Raw genomic sequence first — 23,073 nt, 5'->3', positions numbered from 1 at the left:
ATGGCCTTTGACATCGACAAGTACACGAGCACCTCGACGAAGGTCGCCTGGCAGGATCTCGACTTCGGGGACTTCGCCGAGCATCCGCTGCCGCCCGACACCCTGCGCGCGCTGCGCTACATGGCCGAGATCGAGTACCACACGGTCTGCTACCTGCGCGACCTGCTGGTCACCCCGTCCCACAAGGAGGCCGACGTCTCGGCCTTCATGACGATGTGGAATCGCGAGGAGTTCTGGCACGGCGAGGCGCTCGCCGCCGTGCTCGCCGCCCACGGCATCACGATGGACTTCGACGAGCTCAAGGCCACCCGCCTCAAGCTCGGCTGGAAGGACCGCCTCGACCCGATCAAGCAGTCGCTGCTGGGCAACATCGTCGGCAAGGACTTCATCGCGGTGCACATGATCTGGGGCGCCGCGAACGAGTGGTCGGCCGTCGCGGCCTACAACCGGCTGGCCGACCTCGAGAACCACCCCGTGCTCGCCGAACTGCTGCGCCGTATCGCCAAGCAGGAGGCGCGGCACGTCGCGTTCTACGCCACCCAGGCGCGCGAGCGGCTCGCCGGCAGCAAGAAGGCCCAGGTGCTCGCACGCTTCGCGCTCAAGAACGCGTGGGGCCCGGTCGGCTCGAGCGTGATGGGCCCGGTCGAGGTCAACTTCGTGATGGGCCACATCTTCTCCGGCGAGGAAGGGATGCGCGAGATCCGCAAGCTCGACGAGCACATCTCCCGCATGCCGGGGCTCGAGGGGCTCACCATCGTCGAGACGGCGATGAAGAAGTACGGGGTCGCGGCCTAGACACGCCTCGTCGCCCGCGGGATCGGGCTGGGTTCCGGCCGCAGCACGTGCGGAGCCGAGCGCCGCGCACTGCTACCGTAGCCCCGTGGGAGTGCGCATCGAGCGGGTCGATCTGCCGGGCATCGGCGTGCGCAACGACGTGATCACGGCGAGCGGTCGCCGCATCGCGGTGGTGTCGCACCGCTCGGGCGAGCGCGACCTGGCCCTCTTCGATGTTGACGATCCCGATGCCAGCACCGACTCCATCCCGCTCACCGACGACGAGGCGGCCGCCCTCGCGGAGGTGCTCGGCGCATCCCTGACGCTCAGTCGGCTCTCGAGCCTTGGCGAGAAGGCGACCGGACTCTACACGGAGGAGATCGCCCTCCCGGTCGGCTCCAAGTTCATCGGCAGGCCGATGGGCGACACGAAGGCGCGCACGCTCACCGGCTCCTCCATCGTCGCGATCGCGCGCGGCACCCAGGCGGTGCCATCGCCCACCCCGGACGTGATCTTCGAGCCGGGAGACGTGCTCCTCGCCGTCGGCACCCGCAAGGGCCTGGATGCCCTCGCCCAACTGATCGACCGCGGGCCGAGCTGACCGCATGCACGAGACCACCGTGCTGCTCATCGAGGTCGGCGCCCTGCTGCTCGTCTTGAGCATTCTCAGTCGCCTCGCCGCGCGGTTCGGGTTCTCGCCGATTCCCCTCTACCTGCTCGCTGGTCTCGCCGTCGGCGAAGGCGGCCTGCTGCCGCTGGATGCCAGCACCGAGTTCTTCGAGGTCGGCTCGCAGCTCGGCGTCATCCTGCTGCTGGCCATGCTGGGCCTGGAGTACTCGGCGACCGAACTCGTGCAGAGCCTCAAGCAGTCGCGCGTCGCGGGGGTGCTCGACGCACTGCTCAACGCCCTGCCGGGGGCGGCGTTCGCGCTGCTGCTCGGGTGGGGCCCGATCGCGGCGGTCGCGCTCGCGGGTGTGACGTGGGTGTCATCATCCGGGGTGATCGCCAAGGTGCTGCGGGATCTCGGCCGACTCGGCAACCGCGAGACGCCGGTCGTGCTGTCGGTGCTCGTGATCGAAGACCTCGCGATGGCCTTCTACCTGCCGATCCTCTCCGCGCTCGTCATCGGTGCAGGCCTGCTGCAGGGCGCGACGACGGTCGTGATCGCGGTCGGCGTGGTGGTCGTGATCCTCTTCCTGGCCCTGCGCCACGGCCGCATCGTCTCGGCGCTCTTCTCCGCCAACCATGGCGAATCGCTCCTGCTGGGGGTGCTCGGGCTAACCATGCTCATCGCGGGGCTCGCCGAGCAGGTGAGCGTCTCGGCGGCGGTCGGGGCCTTCCTGGTGGGCATCGCGCTCTCCGGGCAGGTCGCGCACCAGGCCGGCCGCGTGCTCACGCCCCTGCGCGACCTCTTCGCGGCCGTGTTCTTCGTGTTCTTCGGCATCTCCACGAGCCCCGCCGACATCGTGCCGGTGCTGGTTCCCGCCGCGGTGCTGGCGACCCTCACGATCGCGAGCAAGGTGCTCTCCGGGTACCTCGCCGCCAAGCGTGCGGGCATCGCCGTGCCCGGCCGTTGGCGCGCCGGGCTCGTGCTCACCCCGCGCGGCGAGTTCTCGATCGTCATCGCCGGCCTCGCCGTCACCGCGGGAATCGAACCGATGCTCGCGCCGCTCGCTGCCGCCTACGTGCTCATCACGATCATCGCGGGCCCGCTGCTGGCCAGGATCCCGGATGCCGCGTGGTTCAAGGCCGCCGTCAAGCGGCGACGCCTGGCGGCCGAGGCGCGAGCCGCGGCCTGAGGAGCGCTACCGCGGCCACACCGGCCGGAACTGGATGCTGATCCTCGGCCCGACCGCGCTCTTCGTCTTCAGGATCGCGTGCTCGTAGGTGCGCTGGCAGCTGCCGCCCATCACCACCAGATCGCCATGCCCCACCGGGAACCGCATCGTGGCGCCGCCGCCCTTCGGCCGCACCGACAGGGTGCGCTCCGCGCCGACCGAGAGGATCGCCACCATCGTGTCGCGGTCGATCGCGCGGCCCACCCGGTCGCCGTGCCAGGCGACCGAGTCATCGCCGGTGCGGTAGAAGCACAGCCCGGCGGTCTCGAAGACCTGACCGGGCGGCCGCCCATAGTGGTCGTTGAGCGCGTGCTGCGCCTCCGCGAGCACGGGGTCGGGCAGCGGCATCCCCGCCCCGAACCACGAGACGAGCCTCGGCACGTCGACCACGCGGTCGTACATCTCGCGCCGATCGGCCTTCCACGGCACCTGCACCGCGAGCCGCTCGAACAGTGCGTCGGAGTTCGACAGCCAGCCGGGTCGCACATCGATCCAGGCGCCCTCGTCGAGGGTGCGGCGCTCCACCATCGCACCGAGCGGCCGCAGTTCGGGCTCGGAGAAGATGTCGTCGAGAAGCGAGGTCTGGAACGCGATGCTCATGGCATCGAGCGTAGCAACATTCGAACGTGTGTTCGAGCGTTTCTTTCAGTCGAGGCCGCCCATGCGGCGCAGCACGGCCTCGAGCAGCGTCCCCTCCGCCGCCGGGATGACGTGATGGTTGAGGTAGATGCTGGCGAACCACTCGAGCACCTCGTCTTGGGGCAGGCCCACGGCATCCCAGTCCACACCGGGCACCGCGCGCATGATCGGCTCCTCGGTCTCCGCGTCGAGCCGCGCCTCCGCGATGGGCTGGTCGGGCTCGCCGGCGCCGTCGCCCCAATACAGCGCGACCGGATGCCCCTCCCCGTCCACGTGGTCGTTCGCCACCGTGCCGGCCCCGAGCCACGGCAGGGTCATGAGCTCGCCCTCGATCTCTACCTCGACCAGGTCGAGCTGCACCGGCTCCTCGACCTCGCACACGTAGAGGTCGAAGCCCGCCTCGTGCCAGGCCGCGGCATCCGTGATGTCGTCGAAGATGCCGGGGAGCAGCGCGTGGAAGTCCGCCAGCAGCAGGGATGCCCACCGCGTCAGCACCGCGGTGTCGTCGACCGGCCACGGGCTGCGGTCGCTCTCCGCGCCGTCACGGTCGTGGAAGTGGGAGTCGACGATGTCGTCGCCGCGCGTCTCCAGGTGCAACTGACCGTCGTCGTACTCCACGAACAGCGAGGCCACACCGTCGTCGGGATCCCAATCGGCGTAGAGATCGGGGGCGGCGAACCGGGTCGGCAGCGTGATGCTCGCCGCCCGCTTCGGGCCGAGGAGGAGCACCGCGCGAAGGCGCGTGTTCGGCAGACGCAGGCTGAGGTCGGTCACCGAGCAACTGTAGCCGAGTCTCCCCAGCGAGCACGGCCGTGCACTCCGGACCACGAAACGAGAAGAACCCCGACCTTGCGGCCGGGATTCTTCTCGTTGGTGGGCGTCCTGGGCGCTTACTCGAATACGAAAGTGACAACCCGTCAAGTTCAGTCTCTGATCGAGAAAGCACGAGCGGAACGTATCGAGCGAGAACCAACCGTTGCCAGGGTTCGACCACCGAAAGAGCTTCCCGCTGAGATTCAGCAAGCCATCTTGGAGGGCTACCGATCCGGGACTTCGATGAAGGACCTGGCGTGGCGATATGACGTTCATCGCACCACCATTCGTGCAGCGCTCAAGCGTCACGGAGAACTCCCAAGGGTTCACGCGATCTCCTCGGCGCAAGTTGCTACGGCCAGCCAGCTCTACCAGTCTGGACTGTCGCTTGCGGCGGTTGGCGAGAAGCTCGGCTTCAACGCGGCAACCATCGCGACCCATCTTCGGCGAGCCGGTGTCTCAATTCGTGATCCACACGGTCGCGTTCGGTGAGCGCAACACCGCCTGATTATGAAGCAATCGAGCAGAAAGTCAACACCCTGCTCAAGTGCTGGATTTGGAGGCGCCCTTCGCACCGGCGAAGACAGTCAGCGCCACGGCCCCGACCGCGCCAACACTGACCAGGGCCTTCTGTCCAATCTCTTTGCCAGCGGTCGCCCGCTGCTGCGGATCGCGGAACGCCTCGCGCCTCGTGATCGTCGTCATGGCGTCGCGAGAAGATTCGATACCGAGCGGGCCGTGAAAGTCGTCGAGGGTCGTCGCCGTTGCGTTGAGCGACCCGACCACCGCCCGCGCTGCTCCGGCGTGAAGCAGGATGTTCTCGTTCGCGATGCCGCCTGCCGCATCCATCTGTGCCATCAGTCGCGATGTCTGCGCTGTCACGACCGAACGTCGCTTCTCCCGCGCAATGGCCAGGCCCCGACGATGGCTTTCAAGGCGATCCGGCGCCGTTGCGAGCACATGGTCCAGCTCGACCACACGAAACTCATCCTGGAGCTCGAAGCACCGCGCCAGTACGGCGAGGTGGAGTGCGACCTCTCGCTCGATCTCTTGGGTCGCCTTCTTCAGCTCGCCAGCCTTGCGCTTGCCTTCGACCTTGTCGGCAAGGGCGCCTAGCGCGAGAAGCGCTTCTTCCTCGACGTTCGGAATCCACTTGGAGACGCCGCTCACTTTGTCCCAGATGGTTAGGGGGTCTCCACCTTCCGCGCGGAGAATCATCGCTTCCTCGATTGCGGCTGCGGAGCTTTTCATCCTGGCGAGCACGGCATCACGCTGCGCGCGGCGCACATCGTCGAGCTTCTCATCGATGCGGACCAACAGCTCTTGCAGCTCCCGAGCCTCCGCTTGCTGCGCGAACTGGCTCATGAGACCGCCCACACCTGCGAGTACCGCTGGATTAGTCAGAAGAGCACCAGCGCCGTCCTCGACTTGGAGCCACTTCAGCGAGTCCTTGCCCGTTTGACCGAGCATCGCGTGGCTCACGCCCTTGGTCTTCGTCTTCATCAGACCATCGGCATCCTTGAGTCGCTTCGCGGACTCCGGCGTGAGCTTTAGGTACATCGCCGACTGTTCAGCGACCTGCGAGACTGATGCCGCGAGATTGGAACCTGTCTTGAGGATCGGCCCCAGCTTGCTCAGGCTGAAGTCCTGCGCACGATCAAGCAGTCCAAGCTGCTTGAGGTACCGCTCAACTGCGGACCGCTTGCCCGCGATAATGGCACCATCGCCGTCGCTGACGATCTCAACTTCCCCAGCCATCATTCGATCCCTTCGCAGTCACGAGCAAACCTATCGGGTCGCACCGACACCAAGGGGAACCTAGTTGCGGTTCAATCCGTGCCGCCGCGAGTCGAGCGCGACCTTGAAATGGCTCTCCGACGCGTCAATCGCCGATGTCGGCGTCGACGGATCGAACACGCGCAGCAACGAGTAGCGGAACGTCGATGGATCGAGTCCCCTCAGTTCAACGTTGCCGCCGTGACCGTTCGTCGCATAGACGGTCCAGCGCTGACGGATGTTCTCTTCTCCATCCGCCTTGCCAACGTAGTGACGCCCATCGCGAGTGTCTGTGATCAGATAGATACCCACGACAGACGAGAGCGCCGTGCGCCACGAGGCGTAGCGATGCTCGCGCATGACTGCCTGCAGCTGCGAGTAGTCGAGCACGAGTCGATCGAAGCCGGGGAAGGGCACCGGCTCGGCATCGGCGATGCCCATCACGGGGTAGCTCGCGGCGGTACTGGCACGCATCCACCAGGTGCGTGGGGACCGCCAACCAATGACTAGACGCCCACGCAGATCCGCCATGTGTTCGGAGACGGCCATGTCGAAGATGCGGCGTACCCCGTCGTTCGCGATCTCGCTGCGGTTCTCGACCACTGCCCAGAGCCGAGCTTGGTCGCCTCCCTCCCGGATGAAGACCACCCAGAAGCGCGGTGGGTCGGCCGGGAAGCGCCGCGGGTTCGCCGACTGGTTGCGCGTGTACTCGAGAATCTCCGCGTCCGTCGAGTCCGCATGAATGCCCGAGATCCCGCTGTCCTCATGCTCACGCACATATGCATGACGGATCACCAGCGCGTCCGACAGGTCGATGCCTGCGTCGAGCAGGATCGGTCCGAGCGTCAAAGCCACGAGCTGACCTCCCTTTCAGTGGTGCGGTCTATCGGACCGCGATCGCCGCCCAATCAGCCGCGTTGAACCACTCGACCAGGCCTGTGTCGTTCAGCGGGCTCGCCGCCGCGATTTTGGTAAGGAATGAGGACGGCGTCCGATTCATCGGACGGCCAGCATTCGTCGGCACGGACGCCGCCCGACTGACGACAACTCCGTGACGCGCGCGAGAGAGCATCACTGAGAGCACTCTCGCTTCCTCGGTTTTCTCTTCTGCACTCGTCGCACGGAAGTCGGGAATGACGCCTTCTTCAAGACCCACCACTACGACCCAGTCAAACTGCTGGCCTTTGCCAACATGACCCGTCAGCAGATGGACTCCGGACGCCGTAATCAACGTGTTCGCATCACCGACTTGGATCCGGGAACGGATATCGGCCGCTGTTGCCCCGTCACGAAGAAGGTCATGGCACCAATGCAGGGCACCAAGTAGGCTCTCCCGCCCCGCCGGATCCGTGACTGATTCGAACCCGGCCGCGTCGCGAAGGAACGTCATCTTGTCGCCCGCTGCGTCATACCCTCGAGCGTCGAACCGCGCGAGCATGGACTTCATCGTGCGGGCCGTATCCGTGTCGAGGACACCATCGTCCCAGCGATAAAAGGCAACGCCAGCGATGGTCAAGGCGTCCTCTACGAAGCGGCGTCGACCGAGCGTCCTTGCGATGATTCCCACTCTCTGGCCGGGTACACGAGCAACCAGCGCGTTGGCCACCTGTGCCACCCATGTTCCCTCCGCGTCCGCTGTGGAGTGCGCCACGGAGGCCGCGAGCCCTCCGCTGGGCCATGAGGCAGGGTCGGCTGCTGTGAGCGGCGTTCCGGCTGTCAGCGTTGTCATGGCATTCACCATCGCCAGCACCGCGGGCGACGAACGATGCGACTCCGAGAACTCAATCACCTTGGTGCATTCGGCTCGGATTGCGGCATCAATCTCGGTCGGTTTCGCGCCGGCAAAGCCGTAGATGCCCTGAGCCAGGTCGCCCGCGTAGGTGGTCTTCTTGTACCCGATTCGGTTCACGATGCGCAGTTGCTGCGGAGTGAGGTCCTGGAACTCATCAACGACGACGCTCCCGAAATGTGCCTGGTACAGGTCCGCCACGAGGTCGTTCGCGAGGATTAGTTCTGCCAACCGTGGGAGGTCGTCGTACGTCAGCCGTCCTTCGGTGACGCGTAGTCGTTCGATTGCGAGCGCGGCTTCTCGCCCAGGTGCGCTGAGATAGGCTTCCACCTCTTCATCTGTTCGGGGTTCCTGCTTAGCCTTTCGCAGCGTCGTCTGCACGGCGGCCGACGTGTTGAAGTCGAACCCCTGGGCACGGCACTGTGCGCCGACCCAATCTCCGTCCGGAATGATCATCGACGGGTCAAGCCCGATGACGTTGGCGTGTGCCCGGAAGAGACGAGCCGCGAGCCCATGAAAGTTGGTGATGGTGACGCGATCACGAAGGGTCGCGCTCGGGAGGTAATCCTGCAGACGCTCGCGGATGTTGTCTCGTGCACGGTTCGAGAACGTGGTCACGAGAATTCTCTGCGGAGCGCTCACGTCGCCGCGCTGAAGGAGCCCCTGGATGCGCAGGGCCAATGCCTCGGTCTTGCCGCAACCGGCAGGGGCTATGACCAGGAGGTCCCGAGCAGCTGCGTCCCGGATCGCGGTCTGAGAGGGTGTCGGTTTGATCATTTACAGCGCGATCTCCGTGAGGAGGTCATCGATGCTCGTTATCGCGGACGCATTCGACGCAGTCAAGACCGGGAGCACGGAGAGCGCCGCTCGCACCTTGCGTTTGTTGACGCGGCAGAAGGACGCAACGTCTTCATCCGTGAATGCGCCTCCATCACCGGTCGGCACGCAGTTGCTGAGTTCGTTCTTCGAGAAGTGCCCGCCGCTTACCAGCGCGGTGTGGACGTTCGCGCCGCCGAGTGCTCGGACATATTCATCCTCGAGATCTCGTTGCGAGGTATGGACCGAGTAGGAGCGGAGGTCACCGACGGCAACGCCGAGCGTGTCTGCCAGTTCCTGCTCCGCGTCGAGATCTATGAGGCGCGAGACCGCCAGGTTGAAGCCGGTCGGGCCGAAGAGCTTGGCAATCGGCCGAATCTCACTCGCGCCGTCCGTTTCGATTACTGAAACGCCGAGGCGGTCAAGGTTGCGGTCCGTAAGGTCGGCGACACGCTCAAGGATGATGCGATCCGAGAGCCCCTCTACCGTGACGACGTGAGTCGCGGTGAGCGGCTCCAGCTTGTCTCTGACCCACCACTTGACGAATGTTCGCTCATCCGCCGCAAGGAAGCCAGCATCGGGCTGGACGATCTTGCCGCCCGGACGGACCACGACGATCGAGTCCGCATCGAACGCGCCGACGATATCCGAAGAGTGAGTCGCCAGCACTTTCTGGTTGCTGCTGGCCCGGAGCAATCGCGCCAGGCTGCGCTGAGACGTGGGGTGCAGATGAATCTCTGGCTCATCGATCCCTACGACGTTTGCGCCCGCGCTCATAAGGTCGTATAGAGCAATCGCATACAAGGCGCGCGTACCGTCGGACTGCTCGGAAAGCTCGTGCTCAACCCCGCCCTTTGTGACTCTGAGTCGGACATCGCTGAGTACGTCATCGTCAGCAGAAGCGCCGCTGACAAACGAAAGGTCCTTCTTCCTGAGCTTCTCGGGCAGAGCTTTCGAAAGCTGACGAGCTAGCTGCTTACGAAGGTCGCCGAGCGTATCCGACTCGTTGAGTGCGTTCTGAAAGCTCGTGGCGATTGCGTCAAAATCCGCCTTTTCCCTGCCAAGTTCGACCGCGCGCAACATGTCGTCAAGTGCAGAGCGCCGGTCCTCTCGAAGATCCCGCGTCTGAGCCGTTGCGCTGAGGAACTTCCACCCGAGCCCCGTGATTTGATCGCGGGACAGCTGACGCCCAGTGCCGGCATGCGGCCCAATTCTCGCGATACTGAGCGACTCACTCGCGTCGACCGAGGCCGTCAGCTGAATCGTGAGCGACCGGTCGTTCGTCACAGGGTCGACGAAGATCTCGTCGGCAAACAACGTCTTCTCGTCGGGGCTGAAGTCGACAAGCTCAACCTCGAAGCGGAGCTCCTGCTCTGGATCGCGGAAGTCGTCTACGCTCAGATTCGCGTACAGCTGGGCCGTGCTGGCGCCCAGCACGAGGTCGATCGCGCGCAGTAGCGATGACTTGCCGACATCGTTCGCACCCACGAGGACGAGGTGGTCCCGGACCTCGATTTCCGTATCCTCGAGTCGGCGATAGTTCTCAAGTTTGATTCGAGTCAGTTTCATCGACGGCCTCCTGCTTCAAGCCCAGGTTCCTTCTCTTCATCAATAGCCGAGTCGGTACTCTCCCGTAGGTCCGCCATCAAGGTCAGGTTCTGAGGCACAAGTGGTCCTCGACGGCCGACGAGTATCCCAAGAACGATCACCAGGAACCGCAACGCCCACCAGACCTTGCGGAAAAGCCACCAGGCAACGACAGCAGCGAGGATCACGGCGATGATCATCCAGGGCCCCCACCCACCGAGGCTCGCAAACCACTTGAACGGCGCGAGAAGCCAGGGGGCCTGCGCGAGGTCTGGAGTGTGCGAAGCCAGGGTGAGCAGATCCTGAAGTGCAGGTATCGCGACCAGCACTGCGAGGGTTGTGGCGATCACAGTCAGCACCATGGATCGGCGAGATTGGATCGTCGCCTGATGAGTTGCATCACTCTGTGACGCCAGGCCTAAAGCAGTTTCGATCGTGCGCCGCATGTCCTGGGCACCGAGTTCGTTGAGCAGACGCGTCGCGATCTCACGGGCCGAGCCGTATCGCAACTCGTGTTGCCGCATGTCGGTGAAGACGTCAACGCTGTCTCGCTGAAGCCGTGTGAGCTTCTTTCCGTAGAGACGCGGCTTAGCCACACGACCCTCGATGTCTTGCAGTCGAGCGTACTGAAGCATGACGTGCTCGACGAGCAAGACCGTGTTGAGTTCGTGGAACGGCTCGCGATCATCACTGATGAAGTCAATCAGCGTAGTCGAGCCGATATTCGTCGTCAGCAAACGATCGGTCTCCAGCGCGAGATTGATGCCTCGCAGGCGTTTACGGTCAAAACCTCCGTTGGGCTGATACCGCGCGGCCACTTGAGCAGCATCGTTCGGGTGTACGTTGCGCCAAGAGTCGTGCTCCCTGCAACACGCTCCTGCGGACGCAAAGACCGTTGCGTGGATGTTCCACTGCGCACTACCCATGCGCTTGAGGGCCTTGCGAACCACAAGCAAATGCTCGTGAATAAGGTCTGCGAGTGTCAGTCCCTCGCCCGCATCTCGCGCGAACAGACGCGCACCAGCATCTAGGTCGTCTGTCCACGTCCCTTCGGCCTGTAGCGCAAGGAGGGGCTCCGGGACTTGCGATGCCGCAACCGCCATCCTGTCCGATCGAGACAAATGAATCAGTTGAGACGTCGTAAGACTGGCGTGGAGCGGCACTGCGATGGTGAGTTGTAAGACGCCCGATGAATGTAGTAGGAGACGTGGTTCGAAGACGACATGTGCGGTTTCTGACGACGCAGGCAACCGAATATCGTGGTACGAGCCGCGGAGATTCAGACGCACGAAGCGGTCGAAGTCGCGACTCTGTCCACCAAACAGCCGTGCGTCCATCTCTCGCTCGACGGCCGATATCTTCTGTGCGTTGAGAATGACTTCTTGGCCAAACTCGAGTGCTTCATCGATCGACCCATCACCGCTGCTGGATTCCAGCTCTTCAGTAGACCCGCTGCTTCGAGCGAGTCCCCTCCACATGATCAGCGGATGCCTCAGCACGAAGCGCATCAAGGACCTCGCAGTGCGCTCCCGTCGATACAGATCCGCGTCGTCCTTCAGCCGTCTTGTCCGCTCCAACGTGCGCGCGAGCTTTCGCATCGACGGCGTTACACGGATCCCTAACTCTGAGGGCCAGGCCGCAGAGACCGCTACGTCATCCCCAAGAAGCCGTCGCACCGCAGTCCGTAGATCAAGGTCGCGGCCGAGGTGTGTCGTGAGCGTGAAATGCACCGTTGGCTGCGCAAACAGCGCCTCGTGCGCAGCCGTCTTCGCTTTGGCTGAGACCTTCGCCTTCTTCACGCGTACCAATCCTCTTCCGCAAGCGGCGCGCCATTGAGCTCGTCGCGGCGCGATCGCCAGTCCGGCAGACTACGGTCCATCAGGGCTGCGAAGCGCGCACCGTGGCTACCGTCGAAGTAGTGCGTGAGCTCGTGCACCACGATGTACTCAAGGCAATCCGGGTGCTTCTTTGCAAGCTCGACGTTGAACCAGAGGCCGTGGGTTTCACGGTTACACGAGCCCCATTTCGTCTTCATCTTTCGGATGGTCCACCTTGGGACAGTCACGTCGAGGCGCTGCTCCCACTTAACGATCAAACCAGGCAAAGCGGAGCGAAGCTGATCGCGATACCACCGTTCGAGATAGGTGCGGCGCTGCTCAACTGAGGCGTCTGGCGCGACGTACAGCGTGAGCCGATCACCGTCGACCTCAACATGCGCGCGTCCGGGTCGTTCGACTACTTTCAGCCGCTTCCGGAGCCCCCACACGTAGTGCGACTCGCCCGTAACCATCTCGCGAACGGATTGGCGTGCGGCGCTCTGCAACTCCTTGCGCTGACGTCGAATCCAAGCAAGGCGCTGAATCACGGCCAGCCGGATGTGCTCGTCATCGAAGCCCAACGGCGCAGCTACGCGAACTCGACCCGCGGGCGGGTAGACGCCGACGTGAAGATGTTTGATGTCCTTGCGGATGATGTCGATGTCGAGGCCGCGGACGCTGAGGTACGCGCTAGCGGTATTCATCGCGCGACCTCATGAGATCAAAGACCGCCTCGACCCGGGCATCGCCGTCGGGCAGCGAGCGGGCAATGGCTTGCTTAACTTGCTTCCGCTTCATCGGATTGTCGACCCAGTCGTGCTTCTTCACGTTGCGCACAGCGGAATCGATCACGAACGCGAGGTCGGCGTCGTCGTCAAGCGTGTCGATAAGCGCCCTCTGCCCACCGTGTTTCACCCACGTCGGGTAGCTCTTGCCGGATTCCTTGTTGCCGAGCTGCTGCGCGGCATCGAGGATCTTGGCGAGATAGGCCTCGTAGTCGAGCGCCTGTTTGCGTCGTTCTTCGAGGATCGCGTCGAGCAGTTCGCTCATCCGGTCGTAGAACTTCGGATTCAGCGCGTGCTCGTCGATGATGACTTTGCGCATGTTGTTGACGATGGTCTCGGCGACCGCGTCCTTGCTCTTCCTGATGCCGGGCGGGAGCTTGTCGATCGCCGCAGGACCGAGCTTCACGATCAGGTCGATAAGTCCGGTGTCTTCGAAGTTTGACACCACCTCCGACGCGCCGGCCTTGATGTAGGTGTCGAGCAGGAAGCGCATGTCGGCTTCGTAGGCCTTGAAGTCGACGTCTTCGCCAGCGGCGAGCTTCACTTCGGCACGCACGTCACTGTAATGCGCGATTTCCTTCTTGATCTTCTCGACGTCTGCAGGGCTGTAGCCGGCCTCCGCCATGTCGTTGGCAATGTTTGCGAAGGCGCGCGTGACCGCCGAGACCGCCTTATAGAGTTCGACGCGCTTCGGCTCGTTGGCCTTAATCTGATCGGCGCTGCCCGCGTCTTTCGCGACAAAATACGCACGGTACTGATCCGTGCCCTTGGGCGGGAGCACCGGCTCGCAGAGAGCACGGATCCGCTCCAGGGCATCGTCAAGATCATCCCGAGCCTTGTCGATGCGGTCTGTCAGCAATCCCTCGATGTCTTGCTTCTCATACCCCTCGAGTGCGCCCGAGGTGTAGTCATTGATGGCGCTTTCGAGTGAGTTGAACAGGTCCCGGTAGTCGACGATGTAGCCGTAGTCCTTGTCGTCGCCGTCGAGGCGGTTCACGCGGCAGATCGCTTGGAACAGCCCGTGGTCTTGCATCTTCTTGTCGATGTAGAGATAGGTGGCGCTCGGCGCGTCGAAGCCTGTGAGGAGCTTGTCCACCACAATGAGCAGCCGCATCTGTCCCGGCTCCTCGATGAACTGCTTCTTGACTGCAGCCTCGAACTCTTCTACGCGTCCCATGGCAGCGTCTTCGGATTCGTCGAAGTAGTCGGCCAGCATGCGGCGATAGATGTCGTACTGCGCAAGTTTCTCGGTCTTGCCCGCGCCCGCATCCTCTTTCGAGATCTCCGTAACGTTGGGCTGATAGCTCGTGACGATCGCGCACTTGCCTTTGAAGCCTGCGTTGACGAACAGGTCGTAGAACTTGCATGCCTGATAGATGCTGGCGCCGACGAGCATCGCGTTGCCGCGGCGGTCCATGAGCCGCGGCTTCGTCTCCATGTCGAGCAGGATGTCGGCGACGATCTGCTCCGCGCGAGACTTGCTGGAGACGACCTTCTGCATGGTGCCCCAGCGCTTCTTGAGCTCGGCGCGGGACAGGTCGGTCATGCCCTTCGTCTTTGCTTCGAACCACTTATCGACGTGTGCTGGCGAAGTCAGGTCCTGATCGATGTCGCGCGCTTCGTAGCGGAGGTCAAGTACGACGCCGTCGCTCACCGCCTCGTTGAACTTGTACGTGTGGATGAATGACCCGAAGGTCTCAATGCTGGTCGCCTTGTCAGCCTTCAAGAGCGGCGTGCCGGTGAAGCCGATGAACATTGCGTCGGGCAAGAGCTGCTTCATAGCGCGGTGCATCTTGCCGGACTGGGTACGGTGAGCCTCATCGACGAAGACGAAGATGTTGCCCTTGGCTCGGAAGTCCTTCGGAAGTGCGGCGCTGAGTTCCGCGATGTAGTCGTCGGTATCGGCGTCCATGTTGTCACCGCTGTCGCGGAACTTGTGAACGAGCGAGCTGATGAGCCACTCTTCCGACGTGTTCAGCGTCGAGATGAGATCGGTACCGCTCTTGGTTCGATAGATGGACTCGTTGACTCCCTTGAAGACCTTCTCGATCTGATCATCGAGTTCGGTGCGGTCAGTGATGATGAGCACGCGTGGATCGGTGCCGACTTGCGACTCGCGGATCCACTTTGCCAGCCACACCATCGTCAGGCTCTTGCCCGAACCTTGGGTGTGCCAGATGATGCCGCCCTCTCGTTGTGCGATGCGCTTCTGCGCCGCCTTGACGCCGAAGTACTGGTTGTGGCGCGGCCCCTTCTTGACGCCCTTATCGAACACAATGAAGTTGTGGATCAGTTCAAGGAAGCGGTCTTTCCCGCACATCTGCAGGAGCGCGCGATCCAGTGGCGAGTCGACTTCCGACTCTTCCTTCCACTCGAGCCAGTACTTCTCAGGCGTGTCGATGACGCCGTATCGAAGCCCCTCGGCGTCGTTGCCGGCGAACAGGTACTGGACGGTTGAGAAGAACGGACGGATGAAGTCCTTGCTCTGATTGCCGATGGACTGGCGAATGCCCTCGGTAAGGGACACCTTGGAGCGCTTCAGCTCGATGACGCCGAGTGCCAGCCCGTTGACGTAGAGGACGATGTCCGGGCGCTTGGAGTGGTGGCCGAGCACCGTGACCTCTTCAGCTAGCGCGAAGTGATTGGCGGACGGAGTCTGCCAATCGATGAGCCAAACCGTCTGCGTTGATTCACCAGCAGCTGCCTTGACCTTCACGCCGTAACGAAGTAGCTGGTAGACGTCCCGGTTCGCCTCGTACAAGTTGTGGCCGACACCAACGGCGGCCGCCTTCTCGAGCTGCTCAACCGCGCGAGTGATGAGAGCATCGTCGTAGTTCCGAGCGCGCAGGTTCTGACTGAGGAGATCGACCTCGATGCCGTTCGTCCGGTTGCCGTCGTGCCAGTCTCCGAGGTACTCGTAGCTAAGCTGCTCCGTGAACAGCCTCACGATGCGATCCTGTGTCTTCTTTTCGATCTGTCCTACTGTGCTCATGACGCGCCCCCTGCGTGCTCCACTGTTGATTCATCTACCCAGCGCGCGAGCACGCTCAGCGCTGCCAGGTACTCAAGCGCCACCTGCTCGGAAAGCTCCTGATCAGCCTCATGCGAGAGCGGGTTGCGGATGCCGGCAAAAACCCCCTCGGCAAACGCCATCGCCCCGCGCTGCAGCGACCGGTAGGTGTCGCTGTCTTCGGGCAGCATCCGCCGCAACCGCGATTTCCCGTGCTTCGCTTCATCGAGTGAGAACGACTGCTTAAAGAGATCCGTCTCGCTGACGTCCCGACGGCTAACCTTGTTCTGCGTCTCGGCGTTCAGCTTCGTCGCGGCGTCGCGTACAGCCTGGACGAAGTGGCCCGACTGCCACAGCGAACGCGCACCGCTCCAGATCCATGGGTGCAGGTTGGCTGCCGAGATTTCTGGAGCGTTCTCGCCGAGCTTTTCGCGCAGCTCTTGCTCTCGCTCGAGCTGAGTCCGTCCACGGCTGGCGGCCTCGCGCAAGCCATCCCACTTCCGAGACGTCTCACGGAGTCGTGCCCGCCAACCCGGAGTCGCTCGTTCGAGAATCTGTTCCACTACCTGCGCTTGGCCGGCGATCTCATCCGGTTTACCCCGGATGAAGGAACCGATGACACCAGGCGTACTTGAAGCCACATATGCGGTCATGTGGATAAACGCGTCGAGCTGTTCGATGGCCCAGTCCCGATCCATGCTGCTCATACCGCAGCCTCCACAGGCAAGCGGGTGCGGCCGGTTAGGAGTTGCTGCATCATGCCTTGCTTGACGTTCCGCGCCTTCGTTAGGCGCAGCTGCAGGCCCCGAAGGTCAGCGTCAGCATCCGAAAGTACCGCGCCGATCGCTGCTTGCTCATCGGCGGCAGGTGCCAAAATCTCGATCGTTGCTACCTTGGAACCGCTGATCTCCAGAAAGGTGCTTCCTGCGGCGCGAGAGACGAATCGAGATCTATGCTGCTGGACCCAGTAGTAGAGAAACTCGGTCGATCGCCGGTCGCTCGGAACGAGCGATGTAAATCCCTGGTTCGTTGCCACTGGACGGCCTGCGATCGCGCAGTGGCCAATGCTGGCACGCGAAGTCACCAGCACAGTGCCCTCGGGAAGCATCTTTGCGGCGCTCTTCTGGAGTCCAGCCTTGGTAATTGTGCGATCGGACGTCGTGACGACTCCTGCACCGGACTCAGGGATCTCTGCCGGAGTAAACCATGGAATCCCACCGCCCCACAGACTGGAGTCGCGGGTGGACGGTGTACCGCCACCTGACACGCTTGCCAGGTCACCGATGGTGGCCTGGCGCCAGGATGCGGTGAAGCCGGGGAGGCGAGTGGTACCCGTGAGGAGCTGCTGCATCATGCCCTGCTTGATCGCCTGCTTCTTGACGATGAGGCGTTCCAGCGCGGCAATCAGGTTGTCGGCGTCGTCGAGCGCCTTTCCGATCGCGCGCTGTTCAGCACCCCCGGGGGTACGCATCCGATACTCGGCGAGTTCCTCGCGATTGATCTTGGGAATGCCGCTTCTCGCAGAAACACTGACGGCGAAGTTGGTGAAGTCATGCCCGAGGAGCGAGTGCAGGATGAAGGAGGAGTCCACGTCGCCACGAGGCGTGAGCGGGTACATATCCGCGCTACAGAGGGCTTCAAAGTCACACCTGTATGCCTTCTGCAGGTATGGACGAATCTTGCTATAAATGACGTCACCGGGTCGCACGAAGTACTTGCCGCTGATAGCGCCCTGCGTCGATGCAGACTCCTTCTTGACGAGTCGGCCAGTTCCGGTGGCGATGTGATCCGGCGCAATCAGTGGCAAGTCTCGATAAGGAGACGCTCGAGGATCGACCTGACCACTCTTGATCGTCACTAATTCGAGCAGCGCCGTGTCGCGCCACCTCGGGGCGTCAGCCGTAGCGCTCACAACCCGACCCCCATTGCGGAAAGATGATTGGCGACCTTAGCCTCGAGCTCTTGCACCTTGGCGTCGAGGTCTGCGACGGTCGCCGCGTAGCGTTCCCCTAGCTGCTGAATACGAGCGCCGAGCGCGAGCGTCAACGCGTTGACTTCGCCTTCGATCTTCGTCGCGATGGCTGCATGCCACTTGTCGTCCAACACGATCGATCTGACGTCATCATCTGCAAGCTCGCCATACTTGCGGAGCGTCTGCTCATCCAGTGCTGCCTGGGCCTCCTTAGCCGCCTTCTTTACAGCGGCTTCGCGATTCAGCAGCTCAAGAGCAGCGTTGGCGCAGCCGAGAGTCTCCTGGTCGCCGCTCGCTTTCGCTTCCCGGATCACCGCGCTGACCACCTGCCTGGTGTACGCACCCTTGTCGTTGGTGGCCTCGGCGAGAATCGCCTCGTCGACGCCGTGCTCTTCGGCGTGTTCCACAACTGCGGCAGAGACCGACTCGAGGTTCGCATTGAGCTTATCGACGCGAGCCTGTTCGTCCGCGAAGTACCGTCCCACAATCAGAACTGGCGGGACGAGGTCCATCTTGTACTTCGTCTTGCTACGGCCGGTGCCGATCTCGAGGTCCGGATCCTCAGAGAGCTTTCGCTCCTTGTCCTCGACAGTCTTGCGAGGCTTAGCAGCGCTGGCCCATGAGCCACCGTTTCCGAGTTCTGTCATGAGCAGATACACGTCGTCGTGCATCGTGTCGTTCCAGTAGCTCATGAGCTGCTGGTAGACGTCGTACTCGTCGAGCAAAGGCACGTCCTTGAATCGAGCCAGCAGATCGTCGCCGAAAACTCGAATCAGGTCGTTCGGCGTAGTCTCGGCATCGATCGCGAGGAGCGCCGCGCGGTGCGCTTCGAACCATTCACTTACGACCGTCGCGACGTCCGCGCGGATGAACTCGAGACCACTGCGATTCAGCGCGTAGTCTTGCACCTCGGTCGGGTCCACCGTGAGCTTCGAATAGCCCTCGCGGAACGGCTCGAAGAGAGCGTCCTTAAGGGCTGGCAGCGCGTCCCAGTAGGTCTGCAAGGCTTCGATATCGCGGTTCGGAATGCCGCCGTGCAGATGTGCCGACAGATCCTGAAGGTCCTCAGGCTCCGAGCTATCGATGTAGCGCGGGATGTTGAGGTTGTAGTTGTTCTTGGGGTCGGCAATTTCGCTCATCGACACCATGCGTGAGTAGCCGTCGATCGGCAACTGGCGGTTGAAGGTGTCGACGATCTTGTGGATGTCCTGGTCACGGAGTCGGTTCTTATTGCCGTCCTTGATGAAACCCCTGCTGGCGTCCACCATGAAGACGCCCGTGCGGCTAACAGCGTTCTCCTTGTCGAGAAGCACGATGCACGCGGGGATTCCCGTGCCATAGAAGAGGTTCGCCGGCAGACCGATGATGCCCTTGATGAAGCCGCGCTTGAGAAGTTCGCGACGGATGTTCCCCTCCGCGTTACCGCGGAAGAGCACGCCGTGCGGCAGGATGACGGCCGCCTTGCCCTCGGACTTCAGTGATGTGAGGGCGTGGAGGAGGAAGGCGTAGTCGCCGTTTTTTTCAGGCGGAATGCCGTACTCGAACCTGCCGAAGTCCTCTTCGAGTCCGTTGTTCCACGACTTGATGGAGAACGGAGGATTCATGACGACGTAGTCGAACGTCTTCAGGCTCTTACCGTTGGTGAGCTGGGGGCTTGGGCTCGTGATTGTGTCGCCCTTGAAGATCTCCGCAGTCGCGTTGCCGTGGAGGATCATGTTCATCCTGGCCAGCGCCCAGGTCGCGTTGTCCTTCTCCTGCCCGTAGATCGTCATCCCACGGGGGGCCTCCGCGGCGGCCTTCAGTAGCAAAGATCCTGAACCACACGCTGGGTCGTAGACGGTCTCGTCTTGACTAGTCGAGCGACCGATCCCGACAACCTTGGCGAGCACGCGCGAGACCTCGGCAGGCGTATAGAACTGTCCCTTGCTCTTGCCCGACTCCGTGGCAAAGTGACGCATCAGGTACTCGTACGCGTCGCCGAGCAAGTCGTCTCCCTCTGCCCGAGAACCACGGAAGTCCAGATCTCGGAAGATCGTTACGAGCTTCGAGAGACGATCTTGCATCTCCTTACCGTTGCCGAGCTTCTCCGGATCGTTGAAGTCGGCCTGATCGATGACGTTTCGGAGACCGTTGGCATCGGCGAGCTTGCCGATGATCTTGTTGAAGCGGTCGCCGATCTCCTTGTCGTTCTTGGCGGCAAACATGTCGTCGAACGAACCACCTTCAGGCACCTCGATCAGGCTGTCGGGATCCGACTTCGCCTTGTCCGAGACGTACTTCATGAACAACATCGTCAGGATGTAGTCCTTGTACTGGCTCGCGTCCATGCCGCCACGGAGCTGGTCGCAGCTCGCCCACAGCGAGCTATAGAGGTCCGACTTCTTGAGAGCCACTACCACGTCACCACCTTCGGCGACAGATCAGTCGCGGTGTGCTCGGTAACGTGCCGCCCGGACGGGCGCTTCGCTCGACTGAATGTGGCTCGGGTCATGCTGTGTGGTTCCTCCTACGCGCGTCTGTGCGCGCACTACGGTTACGTCCCCAGGAGACTGCTCTCAGGGTATCGGGGCAGACGGACATCGCCTTGGATGCGTCTAGTCCGGGGTGGCGTGCGGTCAGGAGCGAGGCTCAACTGTCGCATATCCCTGCCTATATTTATACCTTGACCTGGTACTTTATGCTAGCCCTCATCCGCGGCTGCACTCGCGGTGGCGACTCGGTGCCAGGGGTCATCGCGCACGGAGGTGAAGACGGCGGCGACCGTTCCAGCCGAGAGCGCGTAGCTCTCGAAGCTGGGCAGTCGCCGCCGTAGCGGATGAGTTGGTGTGAGTCAGGCTGCCTCGACCGCGTCGCCATCCACAGGGACGACTCGCGTATCCACGACCTCCGCCATCCGTTCGAGCAGCACCATCGCCCAGACGATCGCTTCCCAGTAGTTGGGATAGGTCGCCCGGTTGCGGTGCCAGGTGGGGTCATCTGCCGTCCGCACCTCGACGCGGAAGCGCCGCGGCGAGAGCAACAGCTCGCGAGCAGTCGTCGACACCTCGGTGTCGGCGCCGTTGTCGTCCGGCAGGCCCACGATGACCGCGTCGCCGACGAGCATGGCTCGCTGGCGTGCAGACGGGACGTGGTACCACCAGAGGAACGAGGCACGGCTGTTGAACGGCAGATGCTGCAGCAGCCCCGACTCGTTGACATAGACCGTGACGCGGAGACCGTGCAGGTCGACGGCTTCCATGAGGCCACCGACTGCCGTAGCGATGGCGTCCGGCACGGCGGTGTCGATCTCCCGCACTGGCTCGTTGGCGTCTGCCGGTATGACGATTCCGGTGACCATCAGCGCGTCTCCTTTTGGAGGTGCTGGGCGCAGGCATCCAGCGCCTCGATGCGGACGTCGACGCCTTCAACGAGGACGCCGTCGATAAGCATCGCCCAGAGCTTCGCTTCGAAGATCGAGGCGAAGCGCAATGGCGTATCCGCCCAGCGGCGTCCGTCCGGGCTGATCTGCACCACGAACTCATGGTGGTCCATCAGTGCGTGGATGAGCCAAGGCAGCACCCTTCCGCGCTCACCGGACTGCGTGCCGACAATCACGGCGTCGCCCAGGAGCAGCGCCCTGTCGCGGTGCAGGCCGTGGTACCAGTGCAGCGTCGTGGCCCGAGAGTTGAATGGACCGGGGTGGCGCTGCGCTTCGCCGTTGATGTAGATCGTGGCGTCGATGCCGTCGAGCTCGATAGGTTCGATCCAGCCGCCGGTGACTTCTTGGAAGTCCCGGAGGCCGGCGAGCTCTTCGAGTCGAAGGTCACCGCCGCCGTCCTGCGGGATGACGATTCCGAGAACCATCGCTCCCACCTCCTTACCGTTGTCGCGGCCGAGAACCATCCGGTTCTCTGACAAGCCGCGGGGCAGCAACGAGGGCGTGAAGTTGTTTGAGGGCAGCTGCCCGAGGAGAGCGTGCGCATCGCTCAATCCTCGGGACAGCCGCCCCTCTCTCCGTTCCCCACGACGGGGAGGGGAGTTTTCGTCAGGCGGAGCCCGACTTGGCACGCGGAGCCTTCGCTCCGGTGCCGCCGAAGATCGCCTCGATCGCGCTCTGCTTGGTCTTGGCCTCGCGCTCGATCTCGGCACGCACCGTCTCCGCCCTGGCGAGCACCTTGGGGTCGGACTTGCTGGTCTCGACCCAGGCCTCGAGGGCGATACGAATCTCTTCGGTGACGGAGCGGTCGTTGAGCTGGGCGATGACATCCAGCTGCGCCCGCAGTCCGTCGGTGAGCCGCACCGCAAGGGTGCGAATCGGGCCGAGCGCCGTGGAGGGCGTCTCGGCGGGGTTGTTCTCACTCATGGTGAGCCTCCTCATCGGGAGCGGCCGGCGAACCCGGTGGTTCTCCTACGAGCCGCATGCCGACGAGGAACGTCGCTGAGTATGAACCGATGGTTCCGAGTGTCAATCTTCCGGTCGTGATCGTTGTAAAAACTACGGCGGCTCAGGCCTTGAATGCTTCGCGTTCATGGTTCATAGCCAGGCACAGTTATGGCGCGAACTTCACCACGCACCAATCCGAATCTCGATCAAGAGCCAGCCCGAGGCCCCCGCGTGTCTGATGAGTTCGAGTTCCCTGACACGCAGGGAATCGCGTCATGCGGTCGTGTGAGTAGCGCGACGATCAGCCGCACGATGTCCGCAGGTACCGGCATCCTGGAGTCATGACTGAACTTGCCTACATGGTCCGTAGCGACTGGGCCCAGCGTGGCACTGCAATGGAACCTCAGAGCGCCGTGATCCGCGACTGGCTCGGCGACGCGCCATACCTGTTCGCTGCGCCCGACCTCAAGAAGCACGAAACGGAGAACGATGCAGACCGCGAGTTCGTCGACTTCGTTGCTCCCGACCCGGCCTCGCGCCGGGTATTCGCGCTCTCCGAGCTCGGGCAATTGCGCCGCAGTGGCGACGACGAGCTCGGCCACGCCGTGATGATCATCCACCCATACAAGGAGAAGGATTGCGAACTGCTCCGAGAGATCATCTTGGCTGGACGAGTCGCCCGCATCTTCGTCATCATCTGGGCTCGCGCCGACGATGTGTGCGTCATGCTCGATGGCCTCGGTGCGGTCGACCTCGATACCGGTGAGAGCGCGCCGCCTCTTGATCCCGTCCAGCTTGAGGCGGCCGTGAGCATGGTCGACGAACAGTACAACGGTCTGGGTTCGGGGCGGGGCAAGGACGCTGTGATTCAGCTGCTCCGCGCCTTCACCAAGACGGGCTATCCGCTCGACGAGGAAGCCTGGCTCCGCGCCTTCTATGCGGCCGGCGGCGAGTTCGAGGAAGCCCTGAAAATCGGGAAATTCATCAAGGAGATGCAGAAGGGCGTGAAACACCGGGTGAAGCAGCGCTTCGTGCCCGAGATCGTCGATGTGCTCCGTGCGCGCGTCGCCGAGAAGGCAAACGCGTCGTAGCGG

General features: G+C 63.0%; 19 protein-coding genes. 4 read left to right on the top strand and 15 right to left on the bottom strand.

Going from position 1 to position 23,073, the window contains the following annotated elements; genetic code table 11:
- From PYV02_RS06885 to PYV02_RS06875, 3 genes are all read left to right on the top strand, one after another.
- Positions 1 to 795, top strand: a complete 795-nt coding sequence (locus tag PYV02_RS06885) for a ferritin-like domain-containing protein (protein ID WP_275757509.1) — start codon at positions 1 to 3, stop codon at positions 793 to 795.
- Between the two features lie 85 nt (positions 796 to 880).
- On the top strand, positions 881 to 1,375 hold the full coding sequence (locus PYV02_RS06880; protein WP_275757507.1) for a cation:proton antiporter regulatory subunit: 495 nt from the start codon (positions 881 to 883) through the stop codon (positions 1,373 to 1,375).
- A gap of 4 nt (positions 1,376 to 1,379) precedes the next feature.
- The gene (locus PYV02_RS06875) at positions 1,380 to 2,573 is read left to right on the top strand and encodes a cation:proton antiporter (RefSeq protein ID WP_275757506.1); all 1,194 of its coding nucleotides are present in this window, start codon (positions 1,380 to 1,382) and stop codon (positions 2,571 to 2,573) included.
- A gap of 6 nt (positions 2,574 to 2,579) precedes the next feature.
- Here PYV02_RS06875 and PYV02_RS06870 read toward each other — a convergent pair whose 3' ends face one another.
- The 15 genes from PYV02_RS06870 to PYV02_RS06800 all read right to left on the bottom strand — a co-directional run bounded on the left by PYV02_RS06870 (position 2,580) and on the right by PYV02_RS06800 (position 21,958).
- The gene (locus PYV02_RS06870; RefSeq protein ID WP_275757504.1) at positions 2,580 to 3,212 is read right to left on the bottom strand and encodes an alpha-ketoglutarate-dependent dioxygenase AlkB; all 633 of its coding nucleotides are present in this window, start codon (positions 3,210 to 3,212) and stop codon (positions 2,580 to 2,582) included.
- Between the two features lie 45 nt (positions 3,213 to 3,257).
- A complete protein-coding gene (locus PYV02_RS06865) occupies positions 3,258 to 4,025 on the bottom strand; it encodes a hypothetical protein (protein WP_275757502.1) in 768 nt (255 codons plus the stop codon).
- A 582-nt stretch (positions 4,026 to 4,607) separates the two neighbouring features.
- Positions 4,608 to 5,822 carry a hypothetical protein gene (locus tag PYV02_RS06860; protein ID WP_275757500.1) on the bottom strand — a complete coding sequence of 405 codons (1,215 nt, stop codon included), beginning with the start codon at positions 5,820 to 5,822 and terminating at the stop codon, positions 4,608 to 4,610.
- 60 nt (positions 5,823 to 5,882) lie between these two features.
- On the bottom strand, positions 5,883 to 6,695 hold the full coding sequence (locus PYV02_RS06855) for a GIY-YIG nuclease family protein (protein WP_275757498.1): 813 nt from the start codon (positions 6,693 to 6,695) through the stop codon (positions 5,883 to 5,885).
- A 28-nt stretch (positions 6,696 to 6,723) separates the two neighbouring features.
- Positions 6,724 to 8,406: a UvrD-helicase domain-containing protein gene (locus PYV02_RS06850; protein WP_275757496.1), complete on the bottom strand. Its 1,683-nt coding sequence runs from the start codon at positions 8,404 to 8,406 to the stop codon at positions 6,724 to 6,726.
- On the bottom strand, positions 8,407 to 10,014 hold the full coding sequence (locus PYV02_RS06845) for an ATP-dependent nuclease (RefSeq protein ID WP_275757494.1): 1,608 nt from the start codon (positions 10,012 to 10,014) through the stop codon (positions 8,407 to 8,409).
- Positions 10,011 to 11,831 carry a hypothetical protein gene (locus PYV02_RS06840; protein WP_275757492.1) on the bottom strand — a complete coding sequence of 607 codons (1,821 nt, stop codon included), beginning with the start codon at positions 11,829 to 11,831 and terminating at the stop codon, positions 10,011 to 10,013. Before PYV02_RS06840 ends, PYV02_RS06845 begins: the two co-directional genes overlap by 4 nt.
- The gene (locus PYV02_RS06835) at positions 11,828 to 12,553 is read right to left on the bottom strand and encodes a M48 family metallopeptidase (protein WP_275757490.1); all 726 of its coding nucleotides are present in this window, start codon (positions 12,551 to 12,553) and stop codon (positions 11,828 to 11,830) included. The genes PYV02_RS06840 and PYV02_RS06835 overlap by 4 nt, the downstream gene beginning before the upstream one ends.
- On the bottom strand, positions 12,540 to 15,626 hold the full coding sequence (locus tag PYV02_RS06830; protein ID WP_275757489.1) for a type I restriction endonuclease subunit R: 3,087 nt from the start codon (positions 15,624 to 15,626) through the stop codon (positions 12,540 to 12,542). The genes PYV02_RS06835 and PYV02_RS06830 overlap by 14 nt, the downstream gene beginning before the upstream one ends.
- The gene (locus tag PYV02_RS06825) at positions 15,623 to 16,351 is read right to left on the bottom strand and encodes a TIGR02391 family protein (RefSeq protein ID WP_275757487.1); all 729 of its coding nucleotides are present in this window, start codon (positions 16,349 to 16,351) and stop codon (positions 15,623 to 15,625) included. Before PYV02_RS06825 ends, PYV02_RS06830 begins: the two co-directional genes overlap by 4 nt.
- Entirely contained in the window at positions 16,348 to 17,556 is a 1,209-nt protein-coding gene (locus tag PYV02_RS06820) for a restriction endonuclease subunit S (protein WP_275757484.1), read from the bottom strand. Before PYV02_RS06820 ends, PYV02_RS06825 begins: the two co-directional genes overlap by 4 nt.
- Positions 17,553 to 20,009, bottom strand: a complete 2,457-nt coding sequence (locus PYV02_RS06815) for a type I restriction-modification system subunit M (RefSeq protein WP_275757482.1) — start codon at positions 20,007 to 20,009, stop codon at positions 17,553 to 17,555. The genes PYV02_RS06820 and PYV02_RS06815 overlap by 4 nt, the downstream gene beginning before the upstream one ends.
- 437 nt (positions 20,010 to 20,446) lie before the next feature.
- Positions 20,447 to 20,953: a DUF3846 domain-containing protein gene (locus PYV02_RS06810; RefSeq protein ID WP_275757480.1), complete on the bottom strand. Its 507-nt coding sequence runs from the start codon at positions 20,951 to 20,953 to the stop codon at positions 20,447 to 20,449.
- Positions 20,953 to 21,498: a DUF3846 domain-containing protein gene (locus PYV02_RS06805; protein ID WP_275757478.1), complete on the bottom strand. Its 546-nt coding sequence runs from the start codon at positions 21,496 to 21,498 to the stop codon at positions 20,953 to 20,955. Before PYV02_RS06805 ends, PYV02_RS06810 begins: the two co-directional genes overlap by 1 nt.
- Positions 21,499 to 21,640: 142 nt before the next feature.
- On the bottom strand, positions 21,641 to 21,958 hold the full coding sequence (locus PYV02_RS06800) for a hypothetical protein (RefSeq protein WP_275757476.1): 318 nt from the start codon (positions 21,956 to 21,958) through the stop codon (positions 21,641 to 21,643).
- A 362-nt stretch (positions 21,959 to 22,320) separates the two neighbouring features.
- Between PYV02_RS06800 and PYV02_RS06795 the strand changes: the two genes are divergently transcribed.
- Positions 22,321 to 23,070 carry a hypothetical protein gene (locus PYV02_RS06795; RefSeq protein WP_275757474.1) on the top strand — a complete coding sequence of 250 codons (750 nt, stop codon included), beginning with the start codon at positions 22,321 to 22,323 and terminating at the stop codon, positions 23,068 to 23,070.
- Positions 23,071 to 23,073 lie beyond the last annotated feature (3 nt).

The sequence above is a fragment of the Antiquaquibacter metalliresistens genome (assembly GCF_029211225.1).
GTDB lineage: Bacteria > Actinomycetota > Actinomycetes > Actinomycetales > Microbacteriaceae > Rhodoglobus > Rhodoglobus metalliresistens.
This window is presented reverse-complemented; position numbering and strand designations above follow the sequence as displayed.

Excerpts from the sequence above, each read along its gene's own strand:
- PYV02_RS06800 (WP_275757476.1), bottom strand. The coding sequence starts at position 21,958 with ATGAGTGAGAACAACCCCGCCGAGACGCCCTCCACGGCGCTCGGCCCG.
- PYV02_RS06850 (WP_275757496.1), bottom strand. The coding sequence starts at position 8,406 with ATGATCAAACCGACACCCTCTCAGACCGCGATCCGGGACGCAGCTGCT.
- PYV02_RS06825 (WP_275757487.1), bottom strand. The coding sequence starts at position 16,351 with ATGAGCAGCATGGATCGGGACTGGGCCATCGAACAGCTCGACGCGTTT.
- PYV02_RS06875 (WP_275757506.1), top strand. The coding sequence starts at position 1,380 with ATGCACGAGACCACCGTGCTGCTCATCGAGGTCGGCGCCCTGCTGCTC.
- PYV02_RS06835 (WP_275757490.1), bottom strand. The coding sequence starts at position 12,553 with ATGAATACCGCTAGCGCGTACCTCAGCGTCCGCGGCCTCGACATCGAC.
- PYV02_RS06830 (WP_275757489.1), bottom strand. The coding sequence starts at position 15,626 with ATGAGCACAGTAGGACAGATCGAAAAGAAGACACAGGATCGCATCGTG.
- PYV02_RS06805 (WP_275757478.1), bottom strand. The coding sequence starts at position 21,498 with ATGGTTCTCGGCCGCGACAACGGTAAGGAGGTGGGAGCGATGGTTCTC.
- PYV02_RS06845 (WP_275757494.1), bottom strand. The coding sequence starts at position 10,014 with ATGAAACTGACTCGAATCAAACTTGAGAACTATCGCCGACTCGAGGAT.
- PYV02_RS06810 (WP_275757480.1), bottom strand. The coding sequence starts at position 20,953 with ATGGTCACCGGAATCGTCATACCGGCAGACGCCAACGAGCCAGTGCGG.
- PYV02_RS06870 (WP_275757504.1), bottom strand. The coding sequence starts at position 3,212 with ATGAGCATCGCGTTCCAGACCTCGCTTCTCGACGACATCTTCTCCGAG.
- PYV02_RS06885 (WP_275757509.1), top strand. The coding sequence starts at position 1 with ATGGCCTTTGACATCGACAAGTACACGAGCACCTCGACGAAGGTCGCC.
- PYV02_RS06795 (WP_275757474.1), top strand. The coding sequence starts at position 22,321 with ATGACTGAACTTGCCTACATGGTCCGTAGCGACTGGGCCCAGCGTGGC.
- PYV02_RS06860 (WP_275757500.1), bottom strand. The coding sequence starts at position 5,822 with ATGGCTGGGGAAGTTGAGATCGTCAGCGACGGCGATGGTGCCATTATC.